Origin of the sequence: Thiomicrorhabdus immobilis, from assembly GCF_021654855.1 — a bacterium.
In the GTDB taxonomy this organism is placed as follows: Bacteria; Pseudomonadota; Gammaproteobacteria; order Thiomicrospirales; family Thiomicrospiraceae; genus Thiomicrorhabdus; species Thiomicrorhabdus immobilis.
This window is the reverse complement of the sequence record NZ_AP024202.1, coordinates 775,013-790,304: the sequence shown is the minus strand read 5'-3', so window position 1 is coordinate 790,304 and position 15,292 is coordinate 775,013. Positions and strand designations below refer to the sequence as shown.

General features: G+C 41.9%; 16 protein-coding genes. 7 read left to right on the top strand and 9 right to left on the bottom strand.

The features are described 5' to 3' along the window. Positions 1-59: 59 nt before the first annotated feature. From L6421_RS03465 to guaB, 7 genes are all read right to left on the bottom strand, one after another. Positions 60-1,001 (bottom strand): hypothetical protein, encoded by a 942-nt coding sequence (locus tag L6421_RS03465; protein WP_237263247.1) that lies wholly within the window; start codon positions 999-1,001, stop codon positions 60-62. Positions 1,002-1,204: 203 nt separating this feature from the next. Then, positions 1,205-1,786, bottom strand: coding sequence for a hypothetical protein (locus L6421_RS03460; RefSeq protein ID WP_237263245.1), 582 nt, complete (start codon positions 1,784-1,786; stop codon positions 1,205-1,207). 70 nt (positions 1,787-1,856) lie between these two features. After that, positions 1,857-3,950: a chemotaxis protein CheA gene (locus L6421_RS03455; protein ID WP_237263243.1), complete on the bottom strand. Its 2,094-nt coding sequence runs from the start codon at positions 3,948-3,950 to the stop codon at positions 1,857-1,859. Positions 3,951-3,961: 11 nt separating this feature from the next. Beyond that, on the bottom strand, positions 3,962-4,537 hold the full coding sequence (gene cheD / locus L6421_RS03450; protein WP_237263241.1) for a chemoreceptor glutamine deamidase CheD: 576 nt from the start codon (positions 4,535-4,537) through the stop codon (positions 3,962-3,964). Between the two features lie 124 nt (positions 4,538-4,661). Beyond that, positions 4,662-5,192 (bottom strand): tRNA adenosine(34) deaminase TadA, encoded by a 531-nt coding sequence (tadA, locus tag L6421_RS03445; protein ID WP_237263239.1) that lies wholly within the window; start codon positions 5,190-5,192, stop codon positions 4,662-4,664. Between the two features lie 80 nt (positions 5,193-5,272). Further along, the gene (gene guaA / locus L6421_RS03440) at positions 5,273-6,853 is read right to left on the bottom strand and encodes a glutamine-hydrolyzing GMP synthase (protein ID WP_237263237.1); all 1,581 of its coding nucleotides are present in this window, start codon (positions 6,851-6,853) and stop codon (positions 5,273-5,275) included. A 148-nt stretch (positions 6,854-7,001) separates the two neighbouring features. Next, the gene (gene guaB / locus L6421_RS03435; protein WP_237263234.1) at positions 7,002-8,462 is read right to left on the bottom strand and encodes an IMP dehydrogenase; all 1,461 of its coding nucleotides are present in this window, start codon (positions 8,460-8,462) and stop codon (positions 7,002-7,004) included. 355 nt (positions 8,463-8,817) lie between these two features. On the opposite strand from guaB, the gene L6421_RS03430 reads away from it, so the two are divergent. Beyond that, positions 8,818-9,147, top strand: a complete 330-nt coding sequence (locus L6421_RS03430; RefSeq protein ID WP_237263231.1) for a hypothetical protein — start codon at positions 8,818-8,820, stop codon at positions 9,145-9,147. 205 nt (positions 9,148-9,352) lie between these two features. Here the strand turns inward: L6421_RS03430 and L6421_RS03425 are convergent, their stop codons facing one another. Further along, positions 9,353-10,021 carry an energy-coupling factor ABC transporter permease gene (locus L6421_RS03425; protein WP_237263229.1) on the bottom strand — a complete coding sequence of 223 codons (669 nt, stop codon included), beginning with the start codon at positions 10,019-10,021 and terminating at the stop codon, positions 9,353-9,355. Between the two features lie 111 nt (positions 10,022-10,132). Between L6421_RS03425 and L6421_RS03420 the strand changes: the two genes are divergently transcribed. Further along, a complete protein-coding gene (locus L6421_RS03420) occupies positions 10,133-10,528 on the top strand; it encodes an RDD family protein (RefSeq protein WP_237263227.1) in 396 nt (131 codons plus the stop codon). Positions 10,529-10,593: 65 nt separating this feature from the next. Continuing rightward, complete coding sequence (gene serB, locus L6421_RS03415; RefSeq protein ID WP_237263226.1) at positions 10,594-11,433, top strand: phosphoserine phosphatase SerB; 840 nt, start codon at positions 10,594-10,596, stop codon at positions 11,431-11,433. A gap of 126 nt (positions 11,434-11,559) precedes the next feature. Here the strand turns inward: serB and L6421_RS03410 are convergent, their stop codons facing one another. Beyond that, positions 11,560-12,555, bottom strand: coding sequence for an MBL fold metallo-hydrolase (locus L6421_RS03410; RefSeq protein WP_237263223.1), 996 nt, complete (start codon positions 12,553-12,555; stop codon positions 11,560-11,562). A 205-nt stretch (positions 12,556-12,760) separates the two neighbouring features. Between L6421_RS03410 and exbB the strand changes: the two genes are divergently transcribed. The 4 genes from exbB (at position 12,761) to L6421_RS03390 (ending at position 15,136) form a co-directional block, all read left to right on the top strand. Then, positions 12,761-13,207: a TonB-system energizer ExbB gene (gene exbB / locus L6421_RS03405; RefSeq protein ID WP_237263221.1), complete on the top strand. Its 447-nt coding sequence runs from the start codon at positions 12,761-12,763 to the stop codon at positions 13,205-13,207. 23 nt (positions 13,208-13,230) lie between these two features. Further along, positions 13,231-13,635 (top strand): ExbD/TolR family protein, encoded by a 405-nt coding sequence (locus L6421_RS03400; protein ID WP_237263220.1) that lies wholly within the window; start codon positions 13,231-13,233, stop codon positions 13,633-13,635. After that, complete coding sequence (locus L6421_RS03395; protein WP_237263218.1) at positions 13,632-14,495, top strand: energy transducer TonB; 864 nt, start codon at positions 13,632-13,634, stop codon at positions 14,493-14,495. The genes L6421_RS03400 and L6421_RS03395 overlap by 4 nt, the downstream gene beginning before the upstream one ends. A gap of 206 nt (positions 14,496-14,701) precedes the next feature. Next, complete coding sequence (locus L6421_RS03390; protein WP_237263216.1) at positions 14,702-15,136, top strand: SufE family protein; 435 nt, start codon at positions 14,702-14,704, stop codon at positions 15,134-15,136. Positions 15,137-15,292: the final 156 nt, after the last annotated feature.

Genomic DNA, 15,292 nt, shown 5'->3' with positions numbered 1-15,292 from the left:
ACAAAAAAAGCACAGAAAATTCTGTGCTTTTACCGTGCTCGTAATCGAATTGAATCTGATTAAATTAAACCTTCAGACTCTTTTTCAATTTTTTGATTTTTAGCAACCGCTTTTAACGCCTCGGTAATATTGTCAGGAGCGCCAGAGATGCTCATAAAACTACCGTTACCCATCATAGAAAGACTTGGCCAGTTGATAGCGATACGGAACTTACCGTTTAGAGCAACCACTTCATCTCCCACCACAAGGATTTCATATGGAAAATGTGCCGCATGAGAGTGACCTTTAATATCGATCTGTTTAGCAATGAAACTATCCGCACCTTCTTTATGCTTTAAAGCCACACCAAATACAGTCATATCCTGGCCTGGAACATCGATACGATACACTTTTTTAGAACCTGCGTGGCCTGATTTCAAACCGGCTTCAACGGCAGCTACCGCTTCTTTATATGAACCATACTCAGCCAGCTCATCTTCATCGTCAAAATAAGGCATCATCATCTTGTAATGATAACCACGTAATTCATCTGCAGATAGTCCTTTATCCGCACCATAACCTGACTGGTTACCTAAAGCTTTTTCCATAGCCGTTTGAATAGGTGCAATATCACCTTTCATGCGATAAACATTCCAGTGATAGCTAGGGTTGGTATAACTCACTTCAATCTTACCGCCATTATCGACAACCGCGACACGTTCCATTGCGCCAAAACCACCATTTTTAGACATGGCCGCTAATTTCTTAAGGTGTGCATTGGTAACCACAATCACAGTCGACTTACTGTTTGGCGAGTAACTACCCACAACGGTAAAACCATTATCCTTCAATGCTTGCTGTGTTTTCGCCGCTGCGGCTTTAACAGAAGATTCTGTTGAATTATCGCCCAAAATGAAAGGCATTAAGCCTGAAGCGAATGCGTTAAATGGAAGAAGTAAAAATGTGAATATTGCACTAAAAAAAGAGACTCTGATTGAGCCTGTGTTAAATGATAACTTCATTGTTGCCTCGTTGATTATTTCGTATTTTTTTGAATTAAACTATTAACTCGGCCACCATTGTTATAAATTTTACTTAATTACAAAAGTTAAATTTTTTTATGACTAAATAAGCTATCGGCAAAAATCCCTTATACAAAACCGCCATCAATAAAAAAGCCCGCTATAAGCGGGCTTTTAAAAAACATGAGATTATTTTTTTAAAATCAGAAGAACTCAACTTCTTCTTCAACTTCATCCTGATCATGCATACGCTGACGCATTCTATCTTTCATAATCTCTATCGCTTCTTCAGTAGGAACATGCTGATCAAAGATAAGTTCGAACAACTCTTCCTCTTCTCGCATAGTCGTTCCTTTACGAACACTGGTCTTAAAGGCTTCCCACTCTTCTTCGTTTTTGACACGCATCTCATGAGAAACGATTTCTGCCAGGCCTGTTAGACCATGGGAAACGTGCTCTAAACGCTGGCTCAATTTATCGTAAAACTGAAACGCAATAATCGCTTGTTGCATTTTGACAGAAAGCTCTCCCGCTTCACTCAACAAAAGACTTTTATGTTGAGCCACATTTTCACCATCGCCACTTATTTCAGCAAGGCTATTACCCGCTTGCTGAATCTGTTCAATGTGGTGAGACATGAAAGTGAAAGAGTCAATCAAGGTGTTTACGGAATTATCACCTTCAGTAATCGACAAATCAATTTGAGCAATAGACAAATTTAAAACCAATATGGTTTGTTGAACCTCTTTAGCACCCAACACATAATCTGAATTTTGCTCTGACATAAACGACCTCTAACTTAAGAAAACGGACATAAAGGGCTACAGCGAATGCCCTTTAAATTAACTGAATGCATTATGCTACATTCAACTTAGCATTACCACCCTTGTGAGAGCTTACCGTTTCGGTAACATCTAAAATCAATGAAACCGTACCGTCACCTAAAATAGTCGCTCCGGCGATGCCTTCAATTTTCATAAAGTTACTTTCTAAACTTTTGATAACCACCTGTTGTTGACCCAATAAATCATCAACAAAAATACCTGCACGTTGACCCGCATCTTCCACCACGACCAACAGGCCATCAGATAAGTCCTCCTGAGCATCTTTGACGCCCAGTTTCTTATGCAGACGAATCACCGGAATATAGCTATCACGCAATTTATAGAGCTCCGTCTCTCCAGCAATGCCTTTTACATGCGACTTATCAACCTGGATAGACTCGATAATTGAAATCAATGGGAATACATAAGTCTGACTACCAACTGAACATAACTGCCCATCTAAAATCGCTAAAGTTAGAGGTAGACGGATTGTGAAGACACTGCCCTCGCCAATCGTGGTTTTAACATCAACAGAGCCACCTAAGCCACGAATGTTTCGACGAACCACATCCATACCTACACCACGTCCAGAAATATCACTCACTACTTCAGCCGTTGAGAAACCGGCATGGAAAATCAAATCCACTATCTCATCTTTGTTTAGATTATGGTCTTCTTCAATCACCCCTTTCTCAATGGCTTTTGCTTCGATTCTACGATAATCAATCCCCGCACCATCATCGGTAATCTGAATAAGAATATTGCCACCTTGGTGGAAGGCTGCCATTTTGACAGTACCTTTTTCAGGTTTACCCGCCGCGGCACGAACCGCCGGACTTTCAATACCATGGTCAATTGAGTTACGTACAATATGAACAAGCGGATCGGTAAGTTGTTCCAACATGGTTTTATCCAGTTCGGTACCTTCACCTTCCATCACCAACTCGATTTGCTTACCTAACTTCTGGCTAACATCATGCACAATGCGTGGCATACGGTTAAACGCAAAACTTACAGGTAACATACGAATATTCATTACCGACTCTTGGAGTTCTCGAGTATGTCGCTCCAAGTGTGTTAACCCTTCTTTAAGTTTATCGACCCACTCCATATTAGCTTCTTGAGTGTTTTCGGAACTTTGTTCAGCTTGCTCTCCAAACTGGCTTAACATCGATTGCGTGATAACCAGCTCACCCACTAAGTTCACCATTTGGTCAATCTTACTCAAATCGACACGAATTGAACCCTCTTGCTTAGGCGCCTTGGCATCGGCCGCCTTAGCGGCTGGTTTGGCGGAAGCTTTAGGAGCAGGTTTAACCGTTTCAGGCTCTGCAGTGGCAGAAGTTGCCATAACCTCGACTTCCTTAGCCGTTTCTACGACTACTGGGCTAACGGCTTTCTCTTCGGAAACTGGAGCGGATATCTTGATTTCAGCACCATCTCCATCAATCCATTCAAAGACTTCTTTAATATCGTCTTCATTTACAGAATCACCTGAAAGCGACAGATTCCATTTTATATAGAGTGATTCCGGGTCAAAAGTAGAACTATCAGGCAATGCTTGCCAATCTGCAGATACCTTTAAGGTACCGATGGTTTCAAGCTCTCTGAAGATTCGTAAAGGTTCGTTACCGGTTTGCAACAGTTCTTTTTCAGGGATAATTTGAATATTCCATTCACCACCCGCTGCAGCCACTGCTGAACCAGCCGATTCCTGCCCTGAGGCAGTATCAACATCCCCTCCGCCTAAAATCGCTTCTAAAATGCCTTGGACTGCGCTAGCACGCTCTTCATCGATAGGTTCGTGATCTTGAAGCTTAGTTAACATATCTCTTAAGACATCGACCGCTGCAAGCATAGCGTCAATCGATTCCTGAGTAACATCACGGCGACCATCACGCATCTCATCCAAAAGAGTTTCTAGAACATGAGTAAAACCTGCGATTTCACTAAAGCCAAACGTCCCGCTCCCTCCTTTTATGGAGTGGGCAGCACGGAAAATTTCGTTAATTTTTTCATTATCCGGAATACCTGGAGGAAGTTCTAACAGGCCTGTTTCCATAACATCAAGGCCTTCAAAACTCTCTTCAAGGTAAGTTTGGCGAAATGTTTCCATCATATCCATAGCATCGTTCCTTAGAAAAGTTCTACATCGCCTTCAACAGGCTTAGATTCAATTTTATTAATATAGCGATTCTCTTCGTCAGCCAGTGACTGATTGTGCATCGCGTTCAACCGTCTTACACGGACTCGGCCCGTTATAGGGTAATATAAAACTTTGCGGGGATAAATATCGCCAATGTCTTGGGAGACGATTTTAAACCCTTCCGTGTAAATATAATCAAATGCAAAGCCAATATTGTACCAACCTACGTTAGTCATCGAGCTCATAATACGTCCGCCGCCAAAAAGTTTAAACTCAAGACGTTCTCTTTTGGCTCCTTGGCTCAATAAAGCATTGACCAAATTCTCCATTGCATAGTTGCCGTAACGGTTCGCATCTGACAATTCTGTACCGCGATTATTGCTCTTATCAACTGGTAGCATAAAGTGGTTCATACCGCCCACACCCGCAATGGGGTCTCTTACACAAGCAGAAATGCAAGAGCCTAAAATCGTTTCAATTCTCTCATTATCTTTAGTGACATAAAACTCACCTGGCAAAATTTTGACTGTGGTGATTCCTTCTGCAGGATCGATATTTTTTTGCATAATTAAACGATTGGTTTTTCTTTATAAATTATATTGCCAAAGAGTCAAACACTAAAAATTAACTAAAGTTATAAAACAGCATTTCTATATTCGCATTGTTTGGTGTAATCAGCAAGAAACTTGCTTATGAAATTTCATTAGCTTTCCGCTTTTTTAATTTATGGGCTTTACGACGTTTTTGAAAAAATTGACTGACTTGTTCTGCACACTCCAGCTTTCTGATGCCTCCAGTAATCAACAACTGATGGTTTAACTGTGGTGCATCGACAATATTGAAAACCGAACCCGCTGCACCAGTTTTAGCATCATAAGCACCAAACACGACCCGCTTTACTCGGGCATGCACCATAGCGCCGGCACACATGGCGCAAGGCTCTAAGGTGACATATAACGTTGCATCGACTAACCGGTAATTACCCACGGCTTTACCCGCCTCCTTCAAAGCGATCACCTCGGCATGCGCCGTTGGGTCATGGTTCGTGATTGACTGATTCCACCCCTCGGCAATCAATCGGTTATCCAAAACAACCACAGCCCCGACAGGAACCTCCCCCATATCTTCGGCTTTACGAGCACATTGCTGGGCATATTCCATCCAAAACTCATCCTGCTGTTGCTGATTTATTCCTTCAGGACATTCAATTTTCGAAACCATAACTTAAACTCAAAAGGTTATTTACAGATACAAAAAAGGCCTTAATGTATAAGGCCTTTAAAACAAATCCATCTTTAGGATTATTCCCACTCGATTGTTGCAGGTGGTTTACTTGAAATATCGTAAACGACACGAGAAATACGTGGAATCTCATTGATGATTCGACCTGAGACATGCTCCAAGAATTCGTAAGGTAAATGCGCCCAACGCGCCGTCATGAAATCGATGGTTTCAACCGCTCGTAAAGCCACTACATAATCATAGCGACGAGCGTCACCGACCACACCAACCGATTTCACCGGTAAAAACACCGTGAACGCTTGAGAGGTTTTGTCGTAAAGCTCCCATTTAACCAATTCTTCGATATAGATGTTGTCCGCTAAACGCAGAATATCGGCATACTCTTTCTTGACTTCGCCTAAAATTCGAACGCCCAGGCCTGGTCCAGGGAATGGGTGACGATAAACCATGTTATAAGGCAACCCTAAAGCGACACCTAGTTTACGTACTTCATCTTTGAACAATTCTCGTAATGGTTCAATCAAAGACATTTCCATATCTTCAGGTAGACCGCCTACGTTATGGTGTGACTTGATGACTTTAGCCTTACCGGTTTTTGAACCCGCTGATTCAATAACATCCGGATAAATAGTGCCTTGCGCCAACCACTTGACCCCTTTCAACTTGGCTGACTCTTCATCAAAGACCTCAATGAACTCTCGACCGATGATTTTACGTTTTTTCTCAGGATCGGCTTCACCTGCTAAAGCCGTCATAAAACGATCTTCAACATCCGCACGAATCACCTTGATACCCATGTTTTCAGCAAACATGGCCATAACTTGATCACCCTCTTTATAACGCAGCAAACCATGGTCGACAAACACACAGGTCAATTGGTCACCAATCGCCTTGTGGAGAAGTGCCGCCACAACAGATGAATCCACACCTCCGGAAAGACCTAGCATGACTTGGTCAGTACCCACTTGTTCACGCACACGCGCAATGCTGTCTTCAATGATGTTTGCCGTAGTCCAAAGTTTTTCACAACCACAAAGTTCAACCACAAAACGTTCGATCATACGCAAGCCTTGCTTGGTATGCGTGACTTCTGGGTGGAACTGGATACCGTAGAAGTTTTTCTCTTCGTTGGCCATACCTGCAATCGGGCAACTTGGCGTGCTTGCCATCAATTTGAAACCTTCCGGCATTGATTCAACACGGTCACCATGCGACATCCAAACATCAAGCATGCCATAACCTTCAGCAGTCACCTCGTCCTCAATGTCCACCAATAATTTGGTATGTCCATGAGCACGTACTTTGGCATAACCGTACTCATGCTCATCCGCATTGATAACTTGGCCGCCTAGCTGTTGAGCCATGGTTTGCATACCATAGCAAATACCCAAAACCGGAACATTCAAATTAAACACAATATCCGGTGCTACTGGAGCATCATCACCAATAACCGTTTCTGGCCCACCAGAAAGGATGATTCCGCGAGCGCCAAAAGCTTCAACATCTTTTGCATCGATATCCCAAGGTTCTACTTCACAGTAAACGCCAATTTCTCGAATACGACGAGCAATTAATTGTGTGTACTGTGAACCGAAGTCAAGAATAAGAATACGATGATCATGAATATTTGCTTGTGTCATAGTGAGTCCAAAATGTAGGGTAATAAAAAACGATTTAAATGCAAAAAGCTTTTGCGGTATTCCACAAAAGCTTTGAAGACTTAAATATAGCTAACAACCAATAATGAGTAATCGCTTATAAAAGCCTATGTAACTTTTTATGCGTTAACTACACACGGTAGTTAGGCGCTTCTTTAACAATAGTTACATCGTGAACATGACTTTCAGCCATACCCGCAGAAGTTACTTTAACAAAAGAAGGTTTAGTGTTCATGGTTGGGATATCTTTACAACCGGTATAACCCATACTTGAACGGATACCACCCACCAACTGGTGGATAATTGGGGATAAAGGCCCTTTGTAGGCAACACGTCCTTCAATCCCTTCTGGTACCAATTTATCTTCTGCGTTAGAGGCCTGGAAATAACGGTCACTTGAACCAGAAGGTTGAGCCATTGCGCCTAATGAACCCATACCACGATATGACTTATATGCACGCCCTTGGTAGTATTCGATCTCACCAGGAGATTCTTCCGTACCCGCAAACATGCTTCCAATCATACAAGCAGATGCCCCAGCGACCAATGCTTTAGCCACATCACCAGAGAAACGTAAACCACCATCGGCAATCAATGGAACGCCAGTGCCTTCTAAGGCTTTAGCTACATTTGAGATTGCCGTGATTTGTGGAACACCAACACCTGCAACGATACGAGTTGTACAGATTGAACCTGGACCGATACCGACTTTAACGCCATCCGCACCAGCGGCAACCAAATCAAGAGCCGCTTCACCGGTGGCGATATTCCCACCAATAACCTGCACTTGTGGGAAGTTCTGTTTTACCCACGCCACACGATCAAGTACACCTTGTGAATGTCCGTGAGCGGTATCAACGATAATTACATCTACACCCGCCTTAACCAAAGCCGTTACACGATCTTCGGTTTCCGCGCCCGTTCCCACTGCCGCACCAACACGTAAACGGCCTTCAGAATCCTTACACGCATTTGGATGGTCAGATTGTTTCATCATGTCAGAAACGGTAATCATACCTTTAAGCTGAAAACTATCATTCACCACTAATACACGTTCAATGCGGTTTTCATGCAAAAGATTCAGAACCACTTCTGGGTCTTCTTTCTCTTTTACCGTTACCAAATTTTCTTTTGGTGTCATGATTTTTGAAACCGGTTGTGACATGTCCGTTACAAAACGAATATCTCTACTGGTCACAATACCAACCAAGTCAGTTCCATCCATAACCGGCGCACTAGAGACTCGGTTCTTTTTGGTTTTCTTAACCACGTCCGCAACCGTATCTGTATGCTGAACGGTAATCGGCTCTAAAATCACACCGTGCTCATATTTTTTCACTTTACTTACGACATGAGCCTGTTCTTTAACAGTCATATTCTTGTGGATAATTCCGATACCACCCTCTTGCGCCATAGAGATTGCTAGACGCGCTTCGGTAACCGTATCCATTGCAGCAGAAACAAACGGAATATTAAGCGTAATTTCTTTGGTTAATTTTGTTTTCAGTGAAACATCTTTTGGCAACACAGTTGAGTGTGCTGGAACCAATAAAACATCATCAAAAGTTAATGCATCTTGCAAAATTCTCATTTTTTTCTACCTTATATAAAACTTATAGGCTAATTAGTTATTTTTCTAAAAAAAACCAAAAAACTTTACTAAAAAGTTAAATTCGTTAAATTTCATACAGTTATACATTAACTGAACTAAAAAACACTCGAAAAATAACGTTATTTACATCCAATACTGGGTATTATAAAGATTGACACGACCGGGGTAAACTTAATAACGTATACAACCATGCGAAAACAGCAAAAAAAGTGTTCGTATTAAGCTTTAACATTATGTCAATTACGATTACAATGGCCAACGACATAATAAAATATATAAAAAAATATATAAGCTTAAAAGCTAGTAAAGCTCTTTTTAATCTGGAGGATACCAAATGAAAAAATTATTAATCGGAACAGCAATCGTTGCAGCATTAGGAATGGGTGGTTGTACTGCTACACAATCAACACCTGTAACTTATGCAGACTACGTTGAAGGCGCTAATGCGGCTCACGCAAAAGCCAAAGCTGTTAACAACGTGTGGAAACAGAAAAAGATGAAACAATCTTATGTTGACACTTACCTTTCAAAAGCGGACGAAGCTAAGAAGAAAGGCGATGAAGCAACTGCACTTAAGTTTGCTAAAGAAGCGTACAAATCAGCAAACGCTGAAGTGACTCAGATGGAGTCATGGAAAGGATTGAAAGCAGGTTGGGAAAAATAATTCCTTATCTGTTCTGAGAGAAACCGGCCAAATGGCCGGTTTTTTTATGTCAAAATTTTCATGTCCAAACCTTATCAAAACCAACTTATCAAACCACCCTTTCAAGCCACTCTTACAATACCCCCCTATCGCAAACAGCTAAGCTATTGGTGATAAAGCTCGCAATAACCGACTTTCTTAAAAAAACCTGGATAACTAAATGAGACTATTTGCCATTAATGTAGGTTTGATCGTGAAAGGTTGCGATCCAATTGGGCTTTAACACCACCAATGCGGCCAATAGCATGCCATTCACAAAACCTTCCGGTGTTGCCATCAAAGGGATATAGACAATAAAGCTTTGCTCCAATATTTGCGGTGAATAAACTTCATTTAACCCCAACACCAAAGCGGACAAGCCTAAAGATACAACCACTCCGACCGCAGACGAAAAAAAACCATTGTAAAAGATATAGACAAAAAAATTGGCCTCTAAAAACTTGGCTCCCAGTCGATACAACACCCAGGTCACGGTAATCGGCACAATCCCCATCAACACGGCATTGATACCAAAAGACAACCACCCTAAATCCGCTTGATAAGTAACACCGATTAAAGCTAACAGCATCCCAACAATGGCAAATTGAGGTCCAAACATCAAGGTCATCAAGGTCATCAATAAAAAGTGAAAGGTAATTCCGTTATCTAGATTTGCTCCGAACTGCCAAACAAAAAAAACAATTACCGACAACCCCAATAAGACGTGTTGTGCGGCTTTATCTCCATTGACCTTATGCCAAGGAGCGGTTTTCAAAGCCCAGAGTAGCGCCAATATAAAGACAACCCAACCACCTACGATGGTCGTCAAACCTAGACTTTCAGCGAGTAAATTCAAAATAACATCTCCAAATCCGTCCTTAACACCGTTAAGCAACTCTATTATTAAATTAACGCGAAACGTGTACAATACTTGAAATTTTAACAACAATTATAAGCCTTGAGCATCATGAGCGGATTTAAAATACTTTTTGCCAATCTATACGACCTTTTATTGCTAATCGCCATTTGGTTTGTTGCCGCCGTCCCTTTTGTACTTTGGCAGGGTAAAGAATTTACCGACAATCCGACGGTAACCTTAGCCTTTCAGATTTACATTGTGGCGATAACATATGTGTATCTCACCTACTTCTGGATTCAATCAGGGCAAACACCAGGTCTGAGAACGTGGAAATTACAGCTTGTCACTGAAGACAATCGGTTACTCTCTAGACACTCTGCCAACCTAAGATTCATCTTTACCATTCTATTTTTTCTAATCGGTTGGCTTGGCCTGTTTTTCCCCAAGCAACAACTTTTGCAGGATCGATTCGCAAAGACTAAAATAGTCCACACTCAAAAATAACTGCTCACAAATTAGCCAAAAGTAACTAGCCAAAGGCTTAGTCATCACAGCAAATAGGAAACGATATGGCCACCATTATTATTCACAGCAACGCCCTGAACTTTGAACAATACAAAGTCATTGAACGAGCCTATGGTCAAGCTGGTAAACCCGTTAAAATCAACAACCACTTTCGCCTTGAACTGGAGCAAGCCCCCTCTATAGAGGCCCTGAAAGCCATCGCTGAAGAGATTCAAGTTGACATCAACCTACTTCCTGAAGGGTTTGATGGCAAAGAGATTAAGCTGGTCATCAGCGATATGGATTCGACCTTAATCAGCATCGAATGTGTGGACGAGATTGCCGACTACGTCAATCTTAAACCTGAGGTAGCAGCCATTACCGAAGCGGCAATGCGCGGTGAACTGAATTTTGAAGAATCGCTTATGCAACGAGTAGGCCTGTTAAAAGGGCTAGACACCCATGCTTTAAGCTATGTTTACAATGACCGTCTAACCCTCAATCCTGGGGCTGAAAAATGGATTTCCGGTTTACACAAGAACGGAATTAAATTCGCTTTGGTATCTGGAGGATTCACCTTCTTTACGGAGCGTTTACAAAAAGAATTAAACTTAGACTTTACCAGAGCAAACCTACTGGGCGAGAGCAATGGGGAGCTGACCGGTGAAGTGATTGGCGGCATAATCGGTGCACAAGCGAAAGCCGATTTTCTACACGAACTTTGCGAAAAACTGGCAATTGAACCTAACCAGGTCATCGCTGTCGGCGATGGTGCCAATGATCTGCTGATGATGAATCAAGCCGGCCTTTCGGTCGCTTACCATGCAAAACCGGCGGTTCAGCAACAGGCGACCACCTCTCTGAACTTTGCCGGTTTAGATGCGATTTTAGACTTTATTGAATAAATCAAATATAAAGCAACCAGGCCTGGTCAGTTTATTTTCGGCTTGAATTCGCCAATAAAAAACCCCAAAAAGAAGTCTCTTTTCGGGGTTTTTCGTTGTAGAGTGAAAAAAGTTATCTAACGTGTGTTAGAACATACTTTTTTCTACTTCTGCGACAGCGACAGCAATGAACTTACCAATCGTATGTTCATAACCAGGCCAGCTGCTTGCCACATCTTTCATAAATGGATTCGCCATGATTTTAGGCTTCATTTCAAAGTCAGAAAGCCCTTCTTCATAGTACTTAGTCGCATCTCCATAAATAATTTCACAGAACTTCTGCATATCTTCACAGATTGAAACATTATCATGAGGACCATGACCAAGGATGTAATGATCACAACCCAAAGCTTTCGCTTTTTTCATCACCTCGACCGTTCCTGGGAAAGAACCATCGGCCATGTTCGCTACACGACGCATTGCCGTATCGCCTAAAAATGCAACATTATCTTCAACGACTTCAACAATTAAATCACACTCGGTATGCGCAGTTCCCCACTGGTGGATTTTGATTGTCGTATCACCAAATTTCATGGTTTCGCCACCCTTAACCGTTTTATTAGGCGGTGTTACCACAGTACCTGAAATCCCATTGTTTGAGTTACGTTGCATGAAACCAACCCAAAACTCTCCACCACCTTTCTTGATATTATCAATGGTCGCTTGATGTGAATAAATATCCAATTTAGGGTTTGCAGCGATAAAGGCATGGTTTCCTAAAAAGTGGTCACCGTGATAATGGGTATTAATAACCGCAAGAATCGGTTTATCCGTTACCGTCTTAATTTGGCGAATAACCATTTCACCAATTTGCACAGAACTACCGGTATCGATAACGACAACACCTTCACTTGTGACAATGAAACCCGGATTATTAAAAAATGCGTGGTTTTCTGGTGACGGCTCAGGATCTTTCGCCAAAAGGTAATAGCAACGATCTGATACCTTGGTAACAGGTACGTCATACATTGGGTCAGCCTTCATTACCAACTCATCATTTGCATATAGCGGCTTCAATGCCGACATCCCAATCAAACCTGCCGATAAACCGAATGCCGATTTTAATAAGTCACGACGTTTCATAACAATCTCCCAACTGTATTTTTTTAATTGTTTAACCTGACGATTTTAACACCTTTTGCTTAAAAATTAATACAGCAATATACGCACAGTAAAACCACCTAGACCATTCATCCCTCCCCCATATTCATACTTTATTCACTATATTCATCTATAAAGTATTAAAATACGCTGATTCATTTAATTTTATATACGGATTTTCAACACCATGGAATTGATTAAGACCTATCTAGACCTTACTGTCTTTGGCCTTTTAGGATTAATGGGATTCATCGCTCTATGGGTCACCGTCGAGCGTATCATTTTTTACCGTAACTTACGCCTTGAAAGCTACGACCAACAAGTCTTACTCAATATCGATTTAACACGCAACCTTACGATATTGTCGACTATTGGCGCAAACACCCCATTTGTTGGTCTACTTGGCACGGTTATCGGTATCTTGATTACCTTCTATGATATCGGTCAAAACCAAGCCATTGAAACCGGAGCCATTATGGTGGGGCTGGCTTTGGCCTTAAAAGCCACCGCGGCAGGTATTGCTATAGCGATTCCAACCATCATTGCCTATAACGGTTTACTCAGAAAAGTCGAAGTGATCAACTCACTATATAGCATTCATCAGCCTGCTAACCCAGCCACTAAAACACTATAGTTGCTTTAGGATATCCTTGCATAATGCGACGCTCCGAACTTAAACGATTTGACACCATGAACGTCATCCCTTTAATTGACGTTATGCTAGTCCTGCTTGCCATAGTGTTAATGACAGCGAGTTTTATCGTTAAAGATAGTCTGAATATCGAGCTACCTGAAACCACTAATACCCAAACCTATGTCCCAGCGGAAAACATCACACCTGTTCTGCTGCATATCAATGCCGAAAACCAATATTTCATAAATGAACAACCAGAAAGTTTTGCCAATATCTCCCAGAGATTAAGCAAACTGTCCAAAGAACAAGCCATTACCCTGCAAGTGGATAAGAAAGCGGAATTTGGCACTTTTGTAAAACTCGTTGACGCTTTAAAAGGCCAAGAACTTAACAACCTCTCTATCTTGACTAAATCGCAACAACAATGAAATCGAGCACCACCCTTTCTTTTATCATAGCCGCCATACTCTACACAGCATTGCTATTGCTTGGTTACTGGCTGTGGACACTGAGCGCCAACACCCCGATAAAAGAACAACTCAAACCTGTGCCCGTGACGCTTGCGATGTTTCAAGAATCCAGCGTTCAACCGATGGTTGAGCCAGTCATCGAATCGATTGTACAACCGGAAATCAAGCCTGAAATAGAACCCATTAGCCAACCAAAACCCATTCAGCCGATTCAGCCACCTGAACTCGTTGCCGCAGTAAAGCCAATTAAACCGAAAAAGCCTGAACCTAAAAAAGAACCCAAAAAAGAGCTTAAACAAGAAATCAAACCAAAAGCTGAACCAAAACAGGTAAGCGAACCTCAAAAAACACCGATTACGCAAACCCAACCAAAAGCCGAACCCGTAAAACAGCCACAAGCCGTTCCAGAAACGCCTGAAAAGAAAACGGAGCAAACTGTCGCCGCTAGCCAGCCGCAAACCGTTATAACAAAGGCTAAACCGAGCAAACCAAAATACAGCCAACAACAAATCGTTGATGCCGAACAAGCCTATCTACATGAATTACGAAAACAGATTATCACTTTCGCTAAAGACACCTATCCAAGAAGAGCCAAAAGACGCGGTTGGGAGGGTGAAGTTTCAATCGAATTTGTGTTGACCCCTAATGGAAACATCACTAAGTTGAAAATATTGCAAAGCTCCGAAAGAGCGATTTTAGATCAAGCCGCTTTAGAGATATTTCAAGAAAAAATGCACAACCACTTTAAAGCCTTCCCTAAGGAAATCACCCGTAGCCGTTGGTTAATCAAGGTACCCGTCAGTTATCACCTGCGTTAGCCCGATTACACAGATTGACCAATCGTTTAGCGGAATCATTTTGAAAACAGGCTTTTCGGTTATTTAGGCAATTGTTAGGTTTACAGACCTTCAAACCGGCATTCATCCAATCAAAAAACACAAAAATAACCCCACGGATTTTGGAAAATACAAAGACCTTAGAATTTGGTAAACTATGCCGCATTCAAAGTTAAAAGGATTTTGTAGTGGACTACACCGTTCCAGAAAAAAGCATCGAAGAAGTACAAGCGGACTTGACCAAACGCTTTACCCACTTCGCCAACCCCAAAGATCGTTATAAATACCTGATTGATATGGGTAAGCAACTGCAGCAATTGGATGACAGCTACCAGACCGAAGAAAACCGCATTCACGGTTGTCAGTCACAAGTATGGATTCATATTGAAGAAAAAGATGGTCGCCTGTTCATGCAAGCCAAAAGCGATGCGGCCATCGTATCGGGTTTAATCGCTTTGCTACTTAAAATCTACCATGGAAGAACCCCACAAGAAGTAGCGACCGCACCGTTAGATTTCTTAGGGAAAATCGGCCTGTTACAACAACTATCGCCAAATCGTTCCACCGGCTTGTACCACATGATTAAACGCATCCAAGCCGAAGGCCAAAAGCGGATGGCCTGATGTTCTAAACAAACAGAAATACACATACATATACAAGCCTCTTAATTGAGGCTTTTTTGTCTCTTCAAAAACTCGACCACAAATCCCACCAGGCCTGGTGACAATCAAATAATCCTAAATTATTTTGCAAATAAATGATTCACACAGGGTAAATTT

Excerpts from the sequence above, each read along its gene's own strand:
- L6421_RS03465 (WP_237263247.1), bottom strand. The coding sequence starts at position 1,001 with ATGAAGTTATCATTTAACACAGGCTCAATCAGAGTCTCTTTTTTTAGT.
- L6421_RS03460 (WP_237263245.1), bottom strand. The coding sequence starts at position 1,786 with ATGTCAGAGCAAAATTCAGATTATGTGTTGGGTGCTAAAGAGGTTCAA.
- L6421_RS03455 (WP_237263243.1), bottom strand. The coding sequence starts at position 3,950 with ATGGATATGATGGAAACATTTCGCCAAACTTACCTTGAAGAGAGTTTT.
- cheD (WP_237263241.1), bottom strand. The coding sequence starts at position 4,537 with ATGCAAAAAAATATCGATCCTGCAGAAGGAATCACCACAGTCAAAATT.
- tadA (WP_237263239.1), bottom strand. The coding sequence starts at position 5,192 with ATGGTTTCGAAAATTGAATGTCCTGAAGGAATAAATCAGCAACAGCAG.
- guaA (WP_237263237.1), bottom strand. The coding sequence starts at position 6,853 with ATGACACAAGCAAATATTCATGATCATCGTATTCTTATTCTTGACTTC.
- guaB (WP_237263234.1), bottom strand. The coding sequence starts at position 8,462 with ATGAGAATTTTGCAAGATGCATTAACTTTTGATGATGTTTTATTGGTT.
- L6421_RS03430 (WP_237263231.1), top strand. The coding sequence starts at position 8,818 with ATGAAAAAATTATTAATCGGAACAGCAATCGTTGCAGCATTAGGAATG.
- L6421_RS03420 (WP_237263227.1), top strand. The coding sequence starts at position 10,133 with ATGAGCGGATTTAAAATACTTTTTGCCAATCTATACGACCTTTTATTG.
- serB (WP_237263226.1), top strand. The coding sequence starts at position 10,594 with ATGGCCACCATTATTATTCACAGCAACGCCCTGAACTTTGAACAATAC.
- L6421_RS03410 (WP_237263223.1), bottom strand. The coding sequence starts at position 12,555 with ATGAAACGTCGTGACTTATTAAAATCGGCATTCGGTTTATCGGCAGGT.
- exbB (WP_237263221.1), top strand. The coding sequence starts at position 12,761 with ATGGAATTGATTAAGACCTATCTAGACCTTACTGTCTTTGGCCTTTTA.
- L6421_RS03400 (WP_237263220.1), top strand. The coding sequence starts at position 13,231 with ATGCGACGCTCCGAACTTAAACGATTTGACACCATGAACGTCATCCCT.
- L6421_RS03395 (WP_237263218.1), top strand. The coding sequence starts at position 13,632 with ATGAAATCGAGCACCACCCTTTCTTTTATCATAGCCGCCATACTCTAC.